This is a genomic window from Massilia sp. Bi118, from assembly GCF_918697865.1.
GTDB lineage: Bacteria > Pseudomonadota > Gammaproteobacteria > Burkholderiales > Burkholderiaceae_D > Telluria.
Genome location: NZ_CAKKMV010000002.1, coordinates 44,529 through 62,464 on the forward strand (window position 1 = coordinate 44,529; position 17,936 = coordinate 62,464).

General features: G+C 67.2%; 18 protein-coding genes. 10 read left to right on the forward strand and 8 right to left on the reverse strand.

Annotated elements, in window-relative coordinates; genetic code table 11:
- Nucleotides 1-244 precede the first annotated feature (244 nt).
- Nucleotides 245-1,660 (reverse strand): FAD-binding protein, encoded by a 1,416-nt coding sequence (locus LQV39_RS02800; RefSeq protein ID WP_230020223.1) that lies wholly within the window; start codon nt 1,658-1,660, stop codon nt 245-247.
- 192 nt (nt 1,661-1,852) lie between these two features.
- On the opposite strand from LQV39_RS02800, the gene LQV39_RS02805 reads away from it, so the two are divergent.
- A complete protein-coding gene (locus LQV39_RS02805) occupies nt 1,853-2,104 on the forward strand; it encodes a hypothetical protein (protein WP_230020224.1) in 252 nt (83 codons plus the stop codon).
- A gap of 21 nt (nt 2,105-2,125) precedes the next feature.
- Here LQV39_RS02805 and LQV39_RS02810 read toward each other — a convergent pair whose 3' ends face one another.
- Genes LQV39_RS02810 through argS form a run of 7 tightly spaced genes read right to left on the reverse strand, consistent with a single transcriptional unit; the run spans nt 2,126 to nt 8,329 of the window.
- Complete coding sequence (locus tag LQV39_RS02810; RefSeq protein ID WP_230020225.1) at nt 2,126-2,863, reverse strand: SPOR domain-containing protein; 738 nt, start codon at nt 2,861-2,863, stop codon at nt 2,126-2,128.
- A gap of 9 nt (nt 2,864-2,872) precedes the next feature.
- The gene (locus LQV39_RS02815; protein ID WP_230020226.1) at nt 2,873-3,604 is read right to left on the reverse strand and encodes a type III pantothenate kinase; all 732 of its coding nucleotides are present in this window, start codon (nt 3,602-3,604) and stop codon (nt 2,873-2,875) included.
- Nucleotides 3,605-3,614: 10 nt separating this feature from the next.
- Nucleotides 3,615-4,391, reverse strand: coding sequence for a biotin--[acetyl-CoA-carboxylase] ligase (locus LQV39_RS02820; protein WP_230020227.1), 777 nt, complete (start codon nt 4,389-4,391; stop codon nt 3,615-3,617).
- Nucleotides 4,388-5,191: an SDR family oxidoreductase gene (locus tag LQV39_RS02825; RefSeq protein WP_230020228.1), complete on the reverse strand. Its 804-nt coding sequence runs from the start codon at nt 5,189-5,191 to the stop codon at nt 4,388-4,390. The genes LQV39_RS02820 and LQV39_RS02825 overlap by 4 nt, the downstream gene beginning before the upstream one ends.
- Nucleotides 5,188-5,838 (reverse strand): thiol:disulfide interchange protein DsbA/DsbL, encoded by a 651-nt coding sequence (locus tag LQV39_RS02830; protein WP_230020229.1) that lies wholly within the window; start codon nt 5,836-5,838, stop codon nt 5,188-5,190. Before LQV39_RS02830 ends, LQV39_RS02825 begins: the two co-directional genes overlap by 4 nt.
- 53 nt (nt 5,839-5,891) lie before the next feature.
- On the reverse strand, nt 5,892-6,605 hold the full coding sequence (locus tag LQV39_RS02835) for an SPOR domain-containing protein (RefSeq protein ID WP_230020230.1): 714 nt from the start codon (nt 6,603-6,605) through the stop codon (nt 5,892-5,894).
- Nucleotides 6,605-8,329 carry an arginine--tRNA ligase gene (argS, locus tag LQV39_RS02840; protein WP_230020231.1) on the reverse strand — a complete coding sequence of 575 codons (1,725 nt, stop codon included), beginning with the start codon at nt 8,327-8,329 and terminating at the stop codon, nt 6,605-6,607. Before argS ends, LQV39_RS02835 begins: the two co-directional genes overlap by 1 nt.
- A gap of 158 nt (nt 8,330-8,487) precedes the next feature.
- Between argS and rsmB the strand changes: the two genes are divergently transcribed.
- The 9 genes from rsmB to LQV39_RS02885 all read left to right on the forward strand — a co-directional run bounded on the left by rsmB (nt 8,488) and on the right by LQV39_RS02885 (nt 17,929).
- Entirely contained in the window at nt 8,488-10,029 is a 1,542-nt protein-coding gene (gene rsmB, locus LQV39_RS02845) for a 16S rRNA (cytosine(967)-C(5))-methyltransferase RsmB (protein WP_230020232.1), read from the forward strand.
- 39 nt (nt 10,030-10,068) lie between these two features.
- Nucleotides 10,069-10,650 (forward strand): DUF4390 domain-containing protein, encoded by a 582-nt coding sequence (locus LQV39_RS02850; RefSeq protein ID WP_230020233.1) that lies wholly within the window; start codon nt 10,069-10,071, stop codon nt 10,648-10,650.
- 3 nt (nt 10,651-10,653) lie between these two features.
- Nucleotides 10,654-12,972, forward strand: a complete 2,319-nt coding sequence (locus LQV39_RS02855) for an ATP-binding protein (RefSeq protein ID WP_230020234.1) — start codon at nt 10,654-10,656, stop codon at nt 12,970-12,972.
- A 52-nt stretch (nt 12,973-13,024) separates the two neighbouring features.
- Nucleotides 13,025-13,759 (forward strand): response regulator, encoded by a 735-nt coding sequence (locus LQV39_RS02860; RefSeq protein ID WP_230020235.1) that lies wholly within the window; start codon nt 13,025-13,027, stop codon nt 13,757-13,759.
- Nucleotides 13,756-14,175 (forward strand): GTPase, encoded by a 420-nt coding sequence (locus LQV39_RS02865; RefSeq protein ID WP_230020236.1) that lies wholly within the window; start codon nt 13,756-13,758, stop codon nt 14,173-14,175. Before LQV39_RS02860 ends, LQV39_RS02865 begins: the two co-directional genes overlap by 4 nt.
- Before the next feature lie 108 nt (nt 14,176-14,283).
- A complete protein-coding gene (locus tag LQV39_RS02870) occupies nt 14,284-14,541 on the forward strand; it encodes a DUF3567 domain-containing protein (protein ID WP_230020237.1) in 258 nt (85 codons plus the stop codon).
- 82 nt (nt 14,542-14,623) lie between these two features.
- A complete protein-coding gene (locus LQV39_RS02875; RefSeq protein WP_230020238.1) occupies nt 14,624-15,394 on the forward strand; it encodes a class II glutamine amidotransferase in 771 nt (256 codons plus the stop codon).
- A gap of 113 nt (nt 15,395-15,507) precedes the next feature.
- Nucleotides 15,508-16,824, forward strand: coding sequence for an EAL and HDOD domain-containing protein (locus LQV39_RS02880; protein WP_230020239.1), 1,317 nt, complete (start codon nt 15,508-15,510; stop codon nt 16,822-16,824).
- A gap of 148 nt (nt 16,825-16,972) precedes the next feature.
- Nucleotides 16,973-17,929 (forward strand): ABC transporter ATP-binding protein, encoded by a 957-nt coding sequence (locus LQV39_RS02885; protein WP_230020240.1) that lies wholly within the window; start codon nt 16,973-16,975, stop codon nt 17,927-17,929.
- The last annotated feature ends 7 nt before the right edge of the window (nt 17,930-17,936 follow it).

Below are 17,936 nucleotides of genomic sequence, written 5' to 3' on the forward strand. Positions count from 1 at the left end.
GGATGTATTTTAAACGTAGTCTGGCTCAGTCATTAGGCAACCGAGTGCCCATTCGGGCGCTGCCACTGATCTCGTTCCGCGCGCTTGTGAGTCGTGGACCCATACTGCCTTGTCCGCGCTCTCGTCAGCACTATGCTCAGGAGGAGGTCTATACGCTGCTAAAGTGAAGTGAGCTGAATCTCTGGGGACCTGGTAATCCCCTCGGATTGTCACAAGCTGCGTATAGACATCAGGGGGCGCCGGGTCAGAGATACCTGGCCCACATCGCGTTCGAGAATTTTCCCTCCGGGTCCAGCGCACGCTTCACGCGCCTGAGCGCCTCGATGTCGGGGTAGGCCTGTTCGAACTGCGCCTTCGTCGCGTGCAGCTGATAGGGCAGATAGTAGCGGCCGCCATGACGCAAGGCCGATGCGATCATCGCCCGCGTCCATTCGCCCACGGCGGCGCAGGCTGACGCGCTGGTCTGCTGTTTGTAATAGACCACGAAGGAAAACACTTCCTCTTTCGCCCAGGCCAATAGCGGTACCGGATCGGCCTTCGTATGCCGCACGGAGACGTTCAGCACCTGCGCGCCATGCGCCCGGATCACTGCCGCCATCTCGCGCGCAAAGGATTCGAACCGGGCCACCGGCACAAAGTACTCCTGCAGGGCATAGGTCGACACCGCGCGTGACGCCGGTTCGAGTTCGTTCACGTCGAGGCTGGCCTCATGGTTACGCCACTTCACCACGCCTCCCGACCGCATCAAGGGATGCAGCACATGCCTGACCAGCAGATCGCCGTAGGGCGCTTCGGTCGCCACTTCCAGCGCGGCCTGGCTGACGCGATAGCGCTGTCCGCGCGGGACCAGGCGCGCCGTTTCGGTCAGGGCTTTGTCGGTGCGGCGCCACGACACGGCCACTGGCTCGTTGAAATGAGGCGGCAGCAGGTCTGCGTTATGCATGACGACATCGTGCGCATCGCGCACCTGCCGCGTGAAGTAAGCGCGGTAGGTGTCCAGGGTAAGCGGCACGACTACCCGTTCGATGCGGCAGTTCTCCACCAGTTCGAGTTCCACCTCGGTGATCACGCCGACCGCGCCATAGCCGCCGACAACGGCGCGGAACAGTTCCGTGTTCTCGTTCGGGCTCGCGTCGACGATGGCGCCATCGGCCAGCACCATGCGCAGCGCGCGTACCGTACTGCCCACCGGGCCGGTGCCGGTGTAGCGGCCGTGCGCATTGACGGAGACGGCGCCGCCGATCGTGAAGTTCGAATAGCTTTGCATGCTTTTGACCGACAGACCGGCGGGATCCAGCGCATCCTGCAGGTCGCGCCAGGTCATGCCCGCCTGCACCCGTACCGTGCGCGCCACGGGATCGAAGTGCAGCAGCCGGTTCATTCCCCGCATGTCCAGGTGCAGCCCAAGGGCGACCGCGGTCTGCCCGCCCATGCTGTAGCGGCCCCCGCCGACCGCGACCTTGCCGCCCCACGCCCTGACTTCGCGCGCCACCTCTTCGGTCGATCGGGGAAGGGCGATGCGGGCCACTTCGACCGGATAGAGCTGGCTGATATTGGCGACCACGAAGGAAGAACGGGCCAGCGCGGAAAAGGGGCTCAGGGTAAGCAACCCTGCGGCGCCCAGTGCCTGGGCAAGAAAGGTGCGGCGAGTCGTCGGCATGAAGATGGGCGGCGTGAAGATCGTGCACGCATCCTAGCACCGGCTTTACGCCCAAATGTCCGGCGATCTGCCCGCATGGCGCGAGTCGTGGAAAACGTTCCCTGGGGTCGCGCCGCTTGATACCCGGCGGCTGCGTCGCGTGTGGCCGCTAAGGCCTGCCAGTCGCTATACTCGGCCGCAAAAGGAGAAGCGATGCACGATCACGAGAAGAATGCGATGGCGGAACTGGCGTTCAAGCTGGGCCGCATTACCCGCCAGGCGATGTACCAGGCGGCCGAGGGGCAGCAAGCGGCCGACCTGTCGAAAATTGCTGCGGAAGTGCTGGCGCTGGGGGAGGCGCAGATTGCCCCTGAGGTGCTGATGATGTTTGTGGCCGGCTTCCATGAAACCGACCCCAGGCCCGAGCGCCGGATGACGACGATTCCGGGCGCCGAACGGGAGTAGGGTCTCCAGGCGCTCGCCCGGTCAGCGGCAGTTCTTGACTTCCGCCGACGACACCGCGTCCGCCACCGATACGATGCGTTCGCGCGCCGCCGCCTCGATATCGCGGAAGCGGTAGGTATAGCGCGTGGTCTGCGGTCCGCGCGGCGTGATGCGGGCGCTGTGAACGCCCTGCTTGTTCAGCTGCGCCAGCAGGGTCTGGGCGCCGCTCTCGGTCTTGAACACGCCCAGCGAGATTGCCCACTTCATGGGCGAGTCTCCCGACATGATGAAGAAATTCGTGACGCCCAGTTCGCGCAGTTCGCCGGCCTTGCGATCGGCCGCGTCCTTGCTGGCCTGGGGCGGGATGTTCACCAGGTAGCTGGTCACATCCTGGGCCTGCACAGCCTGGCGCGACTGGCGCTCGCCCAGGTCCAATGCGGCCAGGCGCGATTCGAAGCGCTTCGATTCGCCAGCGCTGAAGGTGCCGACGTCGATGCAGGCCAGCGGTTTTGCCGGCGCGGCAGGCGCGGGAGCAGGTGCGCTCGCTTCTTCGGCGGCCGCCGCGGGAGCGCTGGCTTGCGCCGTTGCCGCTGCCGCTGCTGGCGTCTTCGCGGCCTCGGCCTGCTCGCTGGTCAGCAGGGTCAGTCTGCCGGCTTCCAGCTGGGGCTTGATGCGCGCGCGTTCTTCCTCGCTGCCCTTGTTCGAGCCCATGAAGCCCTGCGCGTAGGCGAACAGGGCGGCGTTCAGGAACAGCAGCGACCAGAAGACGAATCTCAACACAGCGTTTTCCTATGATGAAGTGGGAGCGAGGGCGGCCGCGTGTAGGCCGACCAGCACGATATTATCCAGCATCCGGCAGGGCAGGGACAAAGCCGGCGCCACATGGCCCGCCGCGCCGCCCGAGACGATGCATAGCTCCGCCGGCAGGGCGGCGAAAGCGCGCTCGATGGCGCCCGCCTGGGCGGCGATGCAGCCCGAACGGATCGCGTCCAGCGTGTTGTCGGCAAAGGCCGGCGGCAACGTGGCTGCGGCGCTGGTCTCGGGCAGTTGCGCGGTGCCGCGCGCCAGCGAGGATAGCATCAGGCCCAGGCCCGGCAGGATCATCCCGCCGACGAAGTCGCCGTCTGCCGTGACGCCGTCCACCGTGGTCGCGGTGCCGCAGGTGGCCACCGCCAGCGCCTTGCCTGGCACCAGGGTGCGCGCACCCAGCGCAGCGGCGAAGCGATCCGCGCCCAGCTGGGTTGGATTGCGGTAGCGGTTGCGCAGCCCGGCCAGCTCGGCCTGGGCAGTGAACCACTCGGGTTGCGCCACAGGTAGAAGCGCGGTCAGCTTGTCGCGCATGGCAGCGCCGGCGACGTTCGAGACGATCGCGCGCGCCACGGCATGCCCGGCCCAGGCGGCGGCCAGGCTGTCCAGCTCCGCATGCACCACCGCGCCATGCGCGAGCCAGTCGCCCGGCGCCGCATCATCCTGTGCGATGGCCCACTTGACCCGGGTATTGCCTGCGTCGACCAGCAGCATCGTCATCGCCTTAGCCCTTGATGCGCAGCGAGACGTCGCCGGCAACGATGGTCATGCGGCCGCTTTCGGTATCCAGCAGCAGGCGTCCGGCATCGTCGACCCCGGCGGCCAGGCCTTCGTGCAGCACTTCGCCGCGGTCGAGGATGGTGACCAGCTGGCCCTGCCAGCCGTGCAGCAGGTTCCAGCGCGCGCTGAAGGCGCCAAAGCCGCTCTTGTCGAACAGGCGCAGGGCCTCGGCCAGGCCGTCCAGGATGGCGGCCAGCAGGGTGTCGCGCTCCATGCGCGCCAGCCAGGGCACGACGGCGACGGAGCGGCCGATCTGTTGTTCCAGCTCATCCGGCATGGCCAGGTTCAGGCCGATGCCGATCACGGCCCAGACGCCGCCGTTCTCCGCGGCCGCGGTTTCGACCAGGATGCCGGCCAGCTTGTCGCCGTCCTTGAGCACATCGTTCGGCCATTTCAGCTGGACCGGCTGGCCGAGCCGGCCGAGGGTCTCGGCCAGGGCCGTACCGACCGCCAGCGGCAGGCCGGTCAGCTTTTGGACGCCGCCCGCGAACTTCCAGGCCAGCGAAAAGGTGAGCGAGTGGCCGGGCGCGGACAGCCAGCTGCGTCCAGCGCGGCCGCGGCCCGCAGTCTGATGTTCGGCCACCAGCAGCACGGGCGCATCGAGGCCAGGTGCGCGCGCAAGCAGGTCGGCATTGGTCGATCCGGTCTCCGCGACCACTTCCACCTTGACGAGACACTGCGCCCCGGCCTGGGACAGCGCCATGATCTGCTGGGCGTTCATGCGGCCTCCTTTCGCGCCTTTTGCGGCGCGCGCGCGAACAGCGGGTCGAACAGGAAGTCCGGCAGCACGCGCAGCAGTTTGGCGACAAGGCCCATCTGCCAGGGAATCACGCGGAAGCTCGCGCCGGCGTCGATGGCGCGCACGGCTTGCGCCGCGAAGCGTCCGGCCGGCATCAGGAAGGGCATGGGGAAACGGTTATTGCTGGTCATGGGTGTATCGATGTAGCCGGGCGCGATGGTCACGACCCGGATGCCGTAAGGGCGCATTTCGAGGCGCAGCGATTCGGCATAGCTGTGCACCGCCGCCTTCGAGGCGCAGTAGGCGCCGGCGCCGCGCATGCCGCGCACGCCGGCCATGCTGCCGATCGCCACCAGCCGGCGCATGCCGGCCTGGGTTTTCATCGCGCCGATGAAGGGCGCGAAGGTGGCGATGGTGGCATCCACGTTGGTGGCGAACACGGAGGCGAACAGCGGCAGGTCCTCAGGCCGCTCGGTCAGGGTGCCGTGCGAGATGCCGGCCGAGGCGATCACGACGTCGGCGCCCTTGTTCACGGCGATGAAGTCCTGCGCGGCCCTGGCAAGCGCCGCGTGCTCGGTGACGTCGACGGCGTAGGCGCGATGGCGTTCCGGATGGGGGAGGGTGGCGATCAGGGCTTCGAGCGCGTCGCGGCGGCGCGCCAGGAGGCCGAGCGCGGCGCCTTGCGCCGCATATTCGCGCGCCAGGGCGGCGCCGATGCCGCTGGACGCGCCGGTGATGAACACGCGCAGCGGGGTGTTGGCGCGGCTCGCCGCGGAACTCATTGCCTGGCCTTGCCCACCAGGTAGTCCATCACCTGCAGCACCACCTGGTGCTGCAGCGCCTCGCTGCGGGCTTCGCCGGCGGCGATTGCGCTTTCATTGGCATGCGAGGGCGAGGTCAGGTAACGGCCGCCGATCGCGATCATCGGCCAGCGGTCGATATGGTAGGCGTCCATCATGGCCTCCGCGCGGCGCAGGCGCTGCTGGATGCCGAAGGAGCGGTAGGTGTCGATGAACTTCGCGCTGTCGATGCCGTTCTTCCCGATCCAGTCGAACACCTGCTCGTCGCTGTTCAGGCGCAGGCGGTCGACGTGCATGGCGGCGAACACCTTGTCGTGGAAGCGCTCCGTGAGGCCCATCGCTTCCAGCGTGAAGAACAGTCGCTGCTGCGGCGCCACGTTGGCGTCACGCGAGACGTGCACGCGCTTGAAGGCGATCCTGTCACCCTGCTGCCTGACCCACGCGGCCAGGGCAGGCTCGAAGGCGTAGCAATGCGGGCAGTAATACGCGAAGAACTCGATCACCTCGACCTTGCGGCCGGTGTCCGTGGGAAGCGGCGAGGGCAGGGTCAGGTACTCGACCCCTTCCTTCGGCTCGGTGGCAGCAGCAGCGGGCAAAGAGACCGCGCCCGCCGCGGCCAGGCCGAGCATCGAAACGCAGCATAGACGAAGAAACGGGCGGCGGCTCGTCATGAATGGCCCGTTCAGCGCTGGTTGCGCACGATGGCGACGTCGACGCCGCTGTCGAGCAGCTTGGCGCGCGCCTTGTTCATCGCTTCGACCTGGTTGTACGGGCCGAGGCGCACGCGGTGCAGCACGCCGCTGTCGCTGGTGCGGTCGCTGATCGCGGCTTCGAAGCCGAGCAGGGCCAGCTTGGCGCGGGTGGCCTCGGCGTCCGACATTTCGCGGAAGGCGCCGGCCTGCAGGTAGTAGATGTAATCGCCGCTGGCCGCGGCCGGGGCGGCCGCCACCGAGGTCGGCGGTGCGGCGGACGTCGCCAGCGGATGCGCTTCGCGCGCGGCCGGCTGGGCTTGGGCGGCCGTCGAGGCAGCCACTGGCTGCCTCGACTCCATATTGGCGATCGCCTGGCCCAGCGGATCGGCCGCCGCGGCCGGTGCGGCTGCGTCAGCCGGCTTCGCGCTGCGCGCGGCCGCCTTCTCGGTCACTTCCTTGTTGGCCTCGCGCACGGCGTCGCGGTTGGCGTACATCGGCTTGTTCGGATCCATGGCCTGGCCCGGCGCCGGGTCGGCCGGACGGCCCGCCTTGGCGGCCTTTTCCGTGAACGGCGAGGCGCCCTTGGTGATCGTCAGGGCCACGGCGACGGCGATGCCGAGGCCGACGATCAGGCCGATGATCAGGCCGGTGAGCGTGCTGCCGCGCTGGCGCGCGAGGGCAAGGATGCTGCTGCCGCGTGCCATTACATCTTCTCCGGCGCCGAGACGCCGATCAGCGCGAGGCCGTTGCGCAGTACCTGGCGCACAGCCAGGGCCAGGGCCAGGCGCGCCAGCTTCAGCGCTTCGTCGTCGTCGAGCAGCCACTTGTGCGCGAAGTAGTAGCTGTGCAGCTCGCCGGCCAGCTCGCGCAGGTAGAACGCGACCTGGTGCGGCCCCAGTTCGGACTGGGCGCGCTGCAGCATCTCCGGGAACTCGGCCAGCTTGGCCAGCAGGCTGGCTTCATGCGGCTGGGTCAGCGGCGACAGATCGGCGTTGGCGAGGCTGGCGGGGTCGCCGCCCCAGTTGGCCAGCGCCGAGCAGATGCGGGCGTGGGCGTACTGCACGTAGTACACCGGGTTCTCGTCGTTGGTGGCCAGCGCGACGTCGACGTCGAACACGAACTCGGTGTCGGCCTTGCGCGAGATGAGGAAGAAGCGCACGGCATCGCGGCCGCGGGTGACGTCGCCGTTGCCCGACCATTCGATCAGGTCGCGCACGGTCACGTAGGAGCCGGCGCGCTTGGAGATCTTGACCTCTTCGCCGTTCTTCATGACGGTGACCATCTTGTGCAGCACGTAGTCCGGGTAGCCCTGCGGGATGCCGATGTTCACCGCCTGCAGGCCGGCGCGCACGCGCGCGATGGTGCCGTGGTGGTCGCTGCCCTGGACATTGATGGCCTGGTCGAAGCCGCGCTTGAATTTCTGGATGTGGTAAGCCACGTCCGGCACGAAATAGGTGAAGGTGCCGTCGGACTTGCGCATCACGCGGTCCTTGTCGTCGCCGTAGTCGGTGGTCTTCAGCCACAGCGCGCCGTCGGCTTCGAACGTGACGCCGGCGTCGACCAGGGCCTGCACGGCCGCGGCCACCTTGCCGTCGGCGTACAGCGAGGACTCCAGATAATAGTTATCGAACTTCACGCCGAAGGCTTGCAGGTCCTGGTCCTGCTCGTTGCGCAGGTAGGTGACGGCGAAGCGGCGGATCGATTCGATGTCGTTCACATCGCCCGAGGCGGTGGCCGGCTGGCCGTCGCTGGCCGAGACAGTCTTCTTGGCGAGGAAGTCGTCGGCGATGTCCTGGATGTAGTCGCCGTTGTAGGCCGACTCCGGCCATTCGGCGTCGCCCGGCTTGAAGCCGCGGGCGCGCGCCTGCACCGAGGTCGCCAGGGTCGCGATCTGGACGCCGGCGTCGTTGTAATAGAACTCGCGGGTGACCTTGTGGCCCTGCGACTCGAACAGCGCGGACAGGGAGTCGCCCAGCGCGGCCTGGCGGCCGTGGCCGACGTGCAGCGGGCCGGTCGGGTTGGCCGAGACGAATTCGATGATCACGTGGTGGCCGTTGCCGCCATCGCCGCGGCCGAAGGCTGCGCCCTGCTGCAGGACGCTGCGCACCACCGACTGCTTGGCGGCGTCGGCCACGCGCAGGTTGATGAAGCCCGGACCCGCGATCTCGGCCGAGGCGATCAGGCCCTGCGCCTTCGGATCGGCCTGCAGGGCGGCGACCAGGCGCGTAGCCAGTTCGCGCGGATTGGTCTTCAGCGGCTTGGCCAGCTGCATCGCGATGTTACAGGCGATGTCGCCATGGGTCGGGTCGCGCGGACGTTCGAGCGCAATGTTAGGAACGACTGCGGGGGTCAAATCGCTGCCGGCAATGATCGGGGCAAGGGCGGCCTGGAACAGGGCAACGATTTCTTGTTTTTGTTGGGCGAGCATGGACTGTGGTCGAAAAGGAAATAGTCTGGGGGATGCTGCTCATTATACTGGTTTGACGCAATGCGGAATACGCCCTGGACCTTGCTCCAAAGCTTCGTTTAAGCCTGCGCAACGCTTAACCGCTACAATGTGCGTCTTTATGCATTGTCCGATTCGCCATGACTGAAAAGCGCCCGACGCTCACCCTGAAACCCAAGGCCGCGGCCAAATCCGCCGGCCCCGCGCGGCCCCAGGCCAAGGGAGGTCCGGGCAAGAGCGCCGGCGGCCCACGCGGCCCGGCGCCGCAGGGACGCCCTCCGGCTCCGATCCCGCAAGTCAAGGCCCCGTCTGCCGTCGACGAAGCCCCGCGCCTGCGCCAGAGCAGCGAAGTCAAAGTGCCGGCCCAGCTCGATTTTCGCCCGGACCTGAAAACCGATTCGCTGGCCTTCGCCCTGCTCGGCGCGGCCAGCAGCCTGGCGCGCGTGCGCACCGGCACCGCGCTGCCGCAGGCGCTCAGCGAGGTGTTCCAGGCTTATGGCGCGACCCCGCAGGCGCGCGGCGCGATGCAGGACATCGCCTACCGCAGCATGCGCCAGCTGGGTCGCAGCGAGACCCTGCTGGGCATGATGACCAGTAAAGCGCCGGAGCCCGCCATGCTGGCCGGCCTGCTGTGCGCGGCGCTGGCCCTGCTCGATCCGCCGGAAGGCAGACAGGCGCCTTACGAAGCGTTTACCGTGGTCGACCAGGCGGTCGGCGCGGCCGCGAGCCACCCCGATTTCGCGCACGCCAAGGCGATGGTGAACGCGGTGCTGCGGCGCTTCCTGCGCGAGCGCGACGCCTTGTTGAACACCGCGCTGGCGCAGCCGCCGGCGCGCTGGAACTACCCGCAATGGTGGATCGACGCAGTGCGCACGGCCTATCCGCAGCAGTGGCAGGACGTGCTCCAGGCCGGCAACTGCCAGCCGCCGCTGACCCTGCGCGTCAACCTGCGCAAGACCAGCGTCGACGACTACCTGCAGACCCTGGCCGCGGCCGGCATCGAGGCCGGCCGCGTCGGCCCGAGCGCGCTGCGCCTGGCGCAAGCGATGAACGTGGCCCAGATTCCCGGCTTCGAGCAGGGCCTGGTGTCGGTACAGGATGCCGGCGCCCAGCTGGCCGCGCCGCTGCTCGACCTGCAAGACGGCATGCGCGTGCTGGATGCCTGCGCGGCGCCGGGCGGCAAGAGCGGCCACATCCTCGAGAGCGCCGAGGTCGATCTGACGGCGCTGGATGTCGACGGCCGCCGCCTGGTGCGGGTCGACCAGAATCTGCAGCGACTGGGCCTGCAAGCCACCGTCAAAGCCGGCGCCGCCGAGAACACGGACTGGTGGGACGGCGTGCAGTACGACCGCATCCTGGCCGACGTGCCGTGCACGGCTTCGGGCATCGTGCGGCGCCATCCGGACATCCGTTGGTTGCGTCGCAAGAGCGATACCCACCAACTTGCAACACTTTCCACCAAAATACTCGACAACCTTTGGCAGATGCTGCGGCCCGATGGTAAATTGCTGTTTGTGACATGTTCGCTCTGGCCGCAGGAATCGGAAGCGCAGGCAGCCGCCTTTGCGGCACGCCATAACGCGGTCCGCCTCGATGCGCCGGGCCAGCTTCTTCCAACGAGCGGTGCCGGGCAGGATCATGATGGTCTGTTCTATGCCCTGTTCCAGAAGGCCGGGGCGTGAGACTTCCCGATAACACGCTTTTTTAAGGTTCCGGCCCTAGTGACTGCTCGATTCTTCCGCCTGCTCGTTTGCCAGCTGCTGCTGGTCTTCGCCTGCGCCAGCGCGCAGGCGGCCGAGGGGATCGAGATCACCCGGGCCGGCATCGAAGCCTCCGACGACGGCTATCGCCTGGCCGCCAATTACTCCTTCGAGCTGCCCTCCGGCCTCGAGCAGGCCGTGATGCACGGCATACCCCTGCATTTCACCACCGAGATCGAGCTGACCCGGCCGCGCTGGTGGTGGACCGACGACAAGGCGGTGTCCAAGCGCCGCACCGTGCGCCTGCATTACGACCTGCTGACGCGCCAGTACACCGTGCAGGTGATCAGCGGGCCCCAGCAGAGCGGCGGCCTGCAGCAAAGCTACCAGACGCTCGACGAGGCGCTGCTGTCGATCAGGCGCCCCAGCCGCTGGCTGATCGCGTCCAGGGGCGAGCTCAAACCGGGCGAAGTCTACAACGTCACCCTGCGCATGTTCATGGACCGCGATTACCTGCAGAAGCCGCTCCAGGTGGACGCCTTCAACAACTCCGACCTGCGCCTGGCGTCGCACAAGAAGACCTTTACCTACCGGGCGGAATAAGCCGTGACCCAGGTCCTGCGCTACGCACTCGTGATCGGCAGCGCGATCGGTTCGATCCTGCTGTTCCTGCTCGCCTCCGCGTCCGACAACTCGGGCTTCCTCGACCGTAACTACTCCTGGCTGCTGGGGCTGAACGCCGCCGTCACCGGCGCGCTGCTGATCCTGGTGATCGTCGCGCTGACGCGCCTGTACGCGCGCTACAAGGCCGGCAAGTTCGGCTCGCGCCTGATGGCGCGCCTGATGCTGCTGTTCGCCGGCATCGGCATCCTGCCGGGACTCCTGATCTTCATGGTCTCGGTGCGCTTCGTCTCGCACTCGATCGACTCCTGGTTCGACGTCAAGATCGAGGCCGCGCTGGACTCCGGCCTGAAGCTGGGGCAGGCGGCGCTGGACGAATCGAAGTCGCAGCTGGGCGCCACCGCGAACACCATCGCCGCGACCCTGGCCGGCCAGGACCAGGCCAACGCGCGCGCGATCCTGACCCGCCTGGTCAGCGGCGAGACCGGCATGCAGAGCGCGCTGCTGCTGTCGGCCGAGGGCCAGGTGCTGGCTTCGGCCGCCGAGGATCCGCAGGTCGACCTGACCCCGGACCTGCCGACGCCGCAGATCCTCAAGCGCGCCGCGCTGCCGGGCGGCTACGCGCAGTCCGAAGGCAGCGCCGAGCGCGAGTTCCGCGACTTCCAGAACGGCGGCGCGCCCACCGGCCTGGACATGGCCACCGGCCTGCGCCTGCGCGCGGTGGTAGCGGTGCCGGAGCCGCCGGGCACGGCGCCGCGCTACCTGCAGCTGATGCAGTCGGTGCCGGTCAACCTGGCCTCGAATGCCCAGGTGCTGCAGGATGCCTACAGCACCTACCAGAACCGCGACTTCTCGCGCAGGGGCCTGCGCAAGATGTACATCGAGACCCTGACACTGACCCTGCTGCTGGCGATCTTCTCCGCCATCGGCAGCGCCTTCCTCATCGCCGGCAACCTGGCGCAGCCGCTACTGGTGCTGGCCGAGGGCACGCGCGCGGTGGCCGAGGGCGACCTCTCGCCGCGTCCGATCGTCGAGACCAGCGACGAACTCGGCACGCTGACGCAATCCTTCAACGCCATGACCGGCCAGCTGTTCGAGGCGCGTTCCGCCGTCGAGCGCAACCGCTCCGCGCTGGAAAGCGCCAAGGCCCACCTGGAGTCGGTGCTGGCCAACATGTCGGCCGGCGTGGTCGTGATGGATGCCGACGGCGTGGTGGTCAACTCGAACGAGGCCGTGCACCGCATCCTGCAGGTGGACGCGAACGCGCTGGCGGGCCGTCCGCTGGATGCGATCGAGGGCCTGGAAGCTTTCGCCAGCGCCGTCACGCGCGCCTTCTCGGCCCAGAGCGCGGCGCAGAGCGCGCATACCTCCGCGCGCCACGGACGCCGCCACGGCGACCTGCGCACGCACTGGCAGCAGCAGATCGAAGTGCCGCGCCGTCCCGGCACCAGCGACGACCACGACCTGACCCTGCTGGCGCGCGGCTCGCGCCTGCCGGTGGGGGCGGGCAGTGGCTTCATCGTGGTGTTCGACGATATCTCCGACGTCATCTCGGCCCAGCGCTCGGTGGCCTGGGGCGAGGTCGCGCGGCGCCTGGCGCACGAGATCAAGAACCCGCTGACGCCGATCCAGCTGTCGGCGGAGCGCATGCAGATGAAGCTGGCCGACCGCCTGGATGCGGACGGCGCCGCGCTGCTGAAGAAGGGCACCGACACCATCGTCACGCAGGTGGACGCCATGAAGCGCATGGTCGACGACTTCCGCGACTACGCCAAGGCGCCGCCGGCGGTGCTGCACCCGCTCGACCTGAACGACCTGATCTCGCAGATCCTGAACCTCTACCTGGCCGGCGACAGCTCGGACGTCATCCACGCCGCATTGGGCGCCAACCTGCCGCCGGTGATGGGCGACGCCACCCAGCTGCGCCAGGTGATCCACAACCTGCTGCAGAACGCCCAGGACGCGCTGGCCGACGCCCCGCCGCCGAACGGCGATGCGCCGCGCATCGACGTCGTCACCGAGGCCATTCACTACGAGGGCGCGGACGGCGCCGCCGGCACCGCGGTGCGCCTGGCGATCGTCGACAACGGCCCCGGCTTCGCGCCGAAAATCCTGTCGCGCGCCTTCGAACCCTACGTCACATCGAAGGTCCGGGGCACCGGTCTGGGCCTGCCGATGGTCAAGAAGATCGTCGACGAACACGGCGGCCGCATCGACGTTGCCAACCGCGCGGACGGATCTGGCGCTTCGGTATCGATTTTGCTGTTAAAGTTAGCACCCGAGGCGAACTTGGCCGAAGTGTAAATCGCGCTTAGAATCTGGGCTGTGTGAGGGTCAGACAGGAAGGCAATACAAGATGGCGAACATACTCGTAGTTGACGATGAAATGGGAATTCGCGAGCTGCTCTCGGAGATCCTCGGCGACGAGGGCCACGTGGTGCAGCTGGCCGAGAACGCGCAGCAGGCCCGTGGCGCACGCCAGCAGGGCGCGCCCGACCTGGTGCTGCTCGACATCTGGATGCCGGACACCGACGGCGTCACGCTGCTCAAGGAATGGCAGCGCGATGGCTTGCTCACCATGCCGGTCATCATGATGTCCGGGCACGCGACGATCGATACCGCGGTCGAGGCGACCCGCATCGGCGCGCTGAACTTCCTCGAAAAGCCGATCGCCCTGCAAAAGCTGCTGAAGGCCGTGCAGCAGGGCCTAACCCGTGCCCAGGAAGTGGCGCGCGCGCCTGCCATCGCGCCGCGCCCGGCCGTGGCCAGCGCCCCTGTGCCCGAGCCGAGCATCCCGAGCGCGCCGATGTACGCTGCCCAGCCGCCGCAGAACGGCGCGATCGGCATCGCCCGCCCGGTCAGCAACGGCGAGGCGCATGCGCATGGCTACACGCTGTCCTTCGACCTGCCGCTGCGCGAGGCGCGCGACGCCTTCGAGCGCATGTATTTCGAGCACCATCTCGGCCGCGAAGGCGGCTCGATGACCCGCGTGGCCGAAAAGACCGGCCTCGAACGCACCCACCTGTACCGCAAGCTCAAGCAACTGGGCGTCGAACCCGGCAAGCTGGGCAAGAAGAACGCCGCGCAATGACTTCGCTCGCTCCCGTGACCACGACGCTGGTCACGGGCTCTTCGGCGGCTGCGCGCGAGCAGGCGATCTTCGATCTGCTGCAGTTGTCAACATCGCACCATCATGGTGCAAAATCCGCGGTGATTCTTGAAGGTCTCGCTCTTGGTACTTCCCCCTTGGACACCCTACCTGCGCATGTCCTGTTCGCGCGCATTGCCCCCGGCTGCCTGTGCTGCGCCGGCAACCTGGTTTTGCGTGTAACATTGAATCGCATGCTGCGCCAACGCCCGGAGCGTCTTTTCATCGGTGTCGCCCGCAGCGAGCATCTTGATCAGTTGCGATCGTGGCTGCAGTCCGAGCCATACGATCAGCTGCTAAGGCTGACTCCCGACCATAGGACCGCGCCTACAGCTCCTCAGGCAATTCCGGATACTTGAAATCGGTTGGGACAGCCCCACCTCAGCATTGAAGTGGAAGGCAATCCTTATTGGTAGCCCGCCGCCGGGCACCATGCTTCGCCAATCTGATCGAGTGAAGGAGTCATCATGAACATGATCTACAACAGCGAGCAATATAGCGTCGTCGAGTTTGGCGTCGATCACAACCTCGAAGCCCTGCGCTTCGGCGGCTACGAGATCGTCGACAAATCCGGCCGTCGCGAAGCATTCATCGGCGGCAAACTGGCTCAATCGTTCCGTCGCGACGTGAACAACCTGATCGCAAGCGAGCCGACGATGGAAGAGATCGACGAGTTCCTGGGTTCCTACGATACCCTGATGAGCCAGCCGGTCGTCCTGCATTGAAACCCGCATCGCTCCGGGCCTGTCGCCTACGCTTATTGTGAGGCGGGGCCCGGCAGCCAGCACATGGTGTTAAGCTTCTCCCATGTGCCAATTACTCGCCATGAATTGCAATGTCCCCACTGACATTGTCTTCAGCTTTACCGGCTTCGCCCACCGCGGCGGCCGCACCGATACCCACCACGACGGCTGGGGCATCGCCTTCTTCGAGGGCGCCGGGGTCCGCCATTTCGTCGACCACCAGGCCGCCATCGCCTCGCCGATCGCCGAACTGATCAAGCAGTACCCGATCAAGTCGCTGAACGTCATCGCCCACATCCGCAAGGCCACGCAAGGGCAGGTCGCCCTGGAAAACTGCCATCCCTTCGTGCGCGAGCTGTGGGGCCGCTACTGGGTGTTCGCCCACAACGGCGACCTCAAGGATTTCACACCGGTGCTCGACGGTCCTTTCCGCCCGGTCGGCAACACCGACAGCGAACGCGCCTTCTGCTTCCTGCTGCAGCAGCTGCGCGAACGCTTCGGCGACCAGATGCCCGCGATGCCGGCCCTGCGCGCGGCCATCCGCGACCTGGTGCACGTGATCGCGCGCCACGGCACCTTCAACATGATGCTGTCGGACGGCACGGCGATGTTCGCCCATTGCTCGACCAAGCTGTGCTACGTCGTGCGCCGGTATCCTTTCACGCAAGCCTGCCTGGCCGACGAGGATTTGTCGGTCGATTTTTCGCAGGTGACCACGCCGAACGACCGCGTCGCCATCATCGTCACCACGCCGCTCACGACCAACGAAACCTGGACCGAATTCGCACCCGGCGAGCTGAAGGTCTTCGTCGATGGATGGCCGTTGTCGGAATAATCTGAAATGTGATCGTATTGGCACGTTTTTGGCAGGAAATTAATGCCTAAAAGCCACTAGGCGGGCGGAATGCGGTAAAGTAGCCCGGTGTTCAAGCTGCCAACGAGTCCGAGATGACCGATACCCCGAGCCAGGATCAGGCCGAGCATCCCTTGCGGGTGCGTGATTTCTACCTGGGCCGCCAGCCCGTGTTGGACCGCAACCAGGCGCTGTTCGGATACGAGCTGCTGTTCCGCAGCACGCCGCTCGGCCAGGCGAATATCGGCGCCGGGACGCCTTCCGCGCCCACTCCCGGCCTGAGCGCCACCGCCACCGTCATCGCCCACGCTGCCCAGCTCGGCCTGGCGCGTGCGATCGGCGACGCTCACTGCTTCATCAACGTCGACGCCGACGTGCTGGGCAGCGACATCTACGCCTTCCTGCCGCGCGAGCGCACCGTGCTCGAACTCGCGCCTTCCGTGGTGCCCGACGATGCGGTGCTGGCGCGCATGGCCGAACTGGCCGGCCACGGCTTCCAGTTCGCCCTCGACGGCATCGGCGGCGCGGGCGCCAATGAAGCCGAGCGCCTGCAGAAGCTGCTGCCAATGGCCCGCTTCGTGAAACTCGATGTGCGCAACAACGCGCAGCCGGCGCTGTCCGGCCTGGTAGCGCGCCTGCACGGCATGAACAAGACCGTGGTGGCGGACAAGGTCGAGACCCGCGACGAATACCAGGCCTGCATGGACCTCGGCGTCGACTACTTCCAGGGCTATTATTTCGCCCGTCCCTCGGTGCTGGGTGGGCGCAAGCTCTCGCCTTCGCAACTGGCGGTGCTGGAGCTGATGAACAAGGTCACCTCCGATGTCGACAACGCCGACATCGAACGCGCCGTGAAGCGCGACGTGACCGTCGCCATGAACCTGCTGCGCCTGGTGAACACGCCGGCCGTCGGTGCGCGCCAGCGCATCGATTCGGTGTCCCAGGCCCTGCTGGTGCTGGGCCGGCGCCAGCTGCAGCGCTGGCTGCAGATCATGCTGTACGCCGAGCCGGGCACGCGCGGCCACAACCAGACCCCGCTGCTGATGCTGGCCACCACGCGCGGCCGCCTGATGGAGCTGCTGGCCCAGCGCCTGCGCCCGGGCCAGCGCTACCTGTCCGAGATCGCCTTCACGGTCGGCATCATGTCGCTGATGGACGTCCTGTTCGGCATCCCGATGGCCGACATCGTCGAGCAGATCCCGGTCAGCGACGAGATCACCAATGCGCTGCTGCGCCGCAGCGGCTTCTTCGGCGAGCTGCTCAAGCTGGCCGAATGCATCGAGTCGCCCGACAGCCAGGACGACGGCGTGCTGCCGACCCTGCGCGGCCTGGCGATTTCAGGCGACGACATGGTCGAACTCGAGATGGCCGCGTTCCAGTGGAGTGACAGCGTAGTGCGCTACGCAATCTGATGGCGCCTTGATCAACCTACTGCGCGTTGCAGCTTCGGCCTGCGATGCTCGCCGTACCGTAAGTACGGCTGCGCTTCTCGGCCAAATCTGCGGCCGCTCGCTACGGTTGCTCAAGGCGCCGTTACGCTAACTATAGTCAAGGGACCAAATGGCCTCAGTACTTCTAAGCGTTTCTAATCTGGTCAAGACTTACGGGACACGGCGGGCCGTCGACGGCGTCTCCTTCCGCGTGCTGGCCGGCCAGACCGTGGGCCTGCTGGGGCCGAACGGCGCCGGCAAGTCGACCATCGTCGGCATGCTGTGCGGCCTGCTGGCGCCGGATGCCGGCGACATCGTCCTCGGCAGCGAGCGCGTCGCGCCGGGCGCCGCGGCGGTCAAGCGCAAGATCGGCGTGGTGCCGCAGGACCTGGCGCTGTACGACGATTTGTCGGCCCTGGAAAACCTGAAGCTGTTCGGCGCCCTGTACGGCCTGCGCGGCAAGCAGTTGGCCGAGCGGGTCGAGACGGTGCTGGGGCAGGTGAACCTGGCGGACCGCGCGCGCGACAAGCCCGCGACCTATTCCGGCGGGATGAAGCGGCGTTTGAACATCGCCGCCGCCCTGATGCACGATCCGCAGCTGCTGATCCTGGACGAGCCCACCGTCGGCGTCGACCCGCAAAGCCGCAACGCCATCTTCGACACCCTGGAAGCCCTGCAGGCCCAGGGCAAGGCCCTGATCTACACCAGCCACTACATGGAAGAGGTGGAGCGCCTGGCCGACCACATCGTCATCATCGACCACGGCAAGGTGCTGGCGGACGAGAGCCCGGCCTCGCTGCACAGCCGCCTGGCCGCCCAGGCCGCGCTGCGCGTGGAACTGGCCGAGCCGGCGCATGCGTCGCTGCTGGACGGCTTGCGTGCGCATCGCGGTGTCATTTCATTGAGCTGCAATGAGCTGACTGCCGACGGCGTCGCCCTCGACATCGGCCTGGCGCAGGCCGCCGATGCCTTGCCGGTGATGGGCTGGCTGCAGCAGGCCGGCTGCCGGCCGCTGCACTTCGCCACCGCACGCACCAGCCTCGAAGACATCTTCCTGGCCCTGACCGGACGTTCCCTGCGCGATTAAGCTGAGC